Source organism: Vibrio sp. 10N.222.48.A3 (assembly GCF_041475345.1).
In the GTDB taxonomy this organism is placed as follows: Bacteria; Pseudomonadota; Gammaproteobacteria; order Enterobacterales; family Vibrionaceae; genus Vibrio; species Vibrio tasmaniensis_A.
Map to the genome: position 1 here is coordinate 1 of NZ_JBFRVX010000700.1, position 1,075 is coordinate 1,075.

A 1,075-nucleotide genomic window follows, 5' to 3' on the forward strand; every position below is an offset into this window, starting at 1 on the left:
GTATTGGAAAGAATGATTAAAGTAGCGCCATGTTAAGTGAATTATTTTAGGGTAAACGTGATATACATCAGACTCTCAGTTGACTATAAATCAGCAAGTTACAGGATAATTAGTCATCAAGCGACTAATTATCCGTCACATTAGGCTTTATCAACTGCTAAATTCTCTTTAATTTTAAGTCTATTCAATAATCCTGAATACTCTCTCAGGTAATTGAAAGGATAATTACCAAAATTTAGATGATATTTGATAGGTTGTTCACACTAAAACTCCGTTACTAGCTAGGTTAGTAACTTTATCCCTTATACCCGTGCATAAACTCTTAGGCTATTTAATTAATTATTTTCGAGAGCTTATTTTATATAAGTACGTTAATAATATATTCGAGAATCAAATACCTACAATCTGACAATGCCTATGATTAGATACATTTACTCATATAATTCAACAAATATGAGACTCAGGGGGATGACATGAGAAGTATGGTGTTCAGCCAAGACATGGGCTTTCAGGAATCACGATGGCATCAACGAAGAGCAATCGACACCATAGCTTTTGGCACCATAGCTCTCAACACCATAGCTCTCAACAGATAGTTTCGTTGAAAGAAGAGCTAAACCGCTCTTGGAGTGGTATTGAAGTGGCGCTTAAATTCGCGACTGAATTGGGATGGGCTCGAGTAGCCGACTCGGCGAGCAGCATCGCTGATTCGTAAGCCTTCTAGTTGAATCAGTTCTTTGGCTTTGTTGAGTCTTACCTTCTTCAAATATTGAAGAGGAGATTCAAAGGTGACATTACGGAATGCATTGTGGAAGGCAGACACGCTCATGTTGGCTTCGTCGGCAAGCGATTGAACAGTGATGGTTTGGTCGTACTCTTCATGCACTTTAGACAGCGCTTTAGCGACACGTGCGTAATGGCCGTCATGATGAGCTAAATCAAACAACACACGCCCTTCTGAACCGGTTAGGGCGCGGTAGACAATTTCGCTGACCATGGCATCGCCCAATATATTGGCTTCAATGTCACAATGTAGAGTTTTGACCAATCGAGTAAAGCTCTCCAGCATTTGCTC

1 protein-coding gene is annotated in these 1,075 nt (G+C 40.0%); it reads right to left on the bottom strand.

Annotated features, from left to right (window positions below; all coding sequences use genetic code 11):
• Positions 1-613: 613 nt before the first annotated feature.
• Positions 614-1,075, bottom strand: a 462-nt coding sequence (locus tag AB4653_RS18600; protein ID WP_372104957.1) for a helix-turn-helix domain-containing protein, incomplete at its 5' end; no start/stop codon positions are given.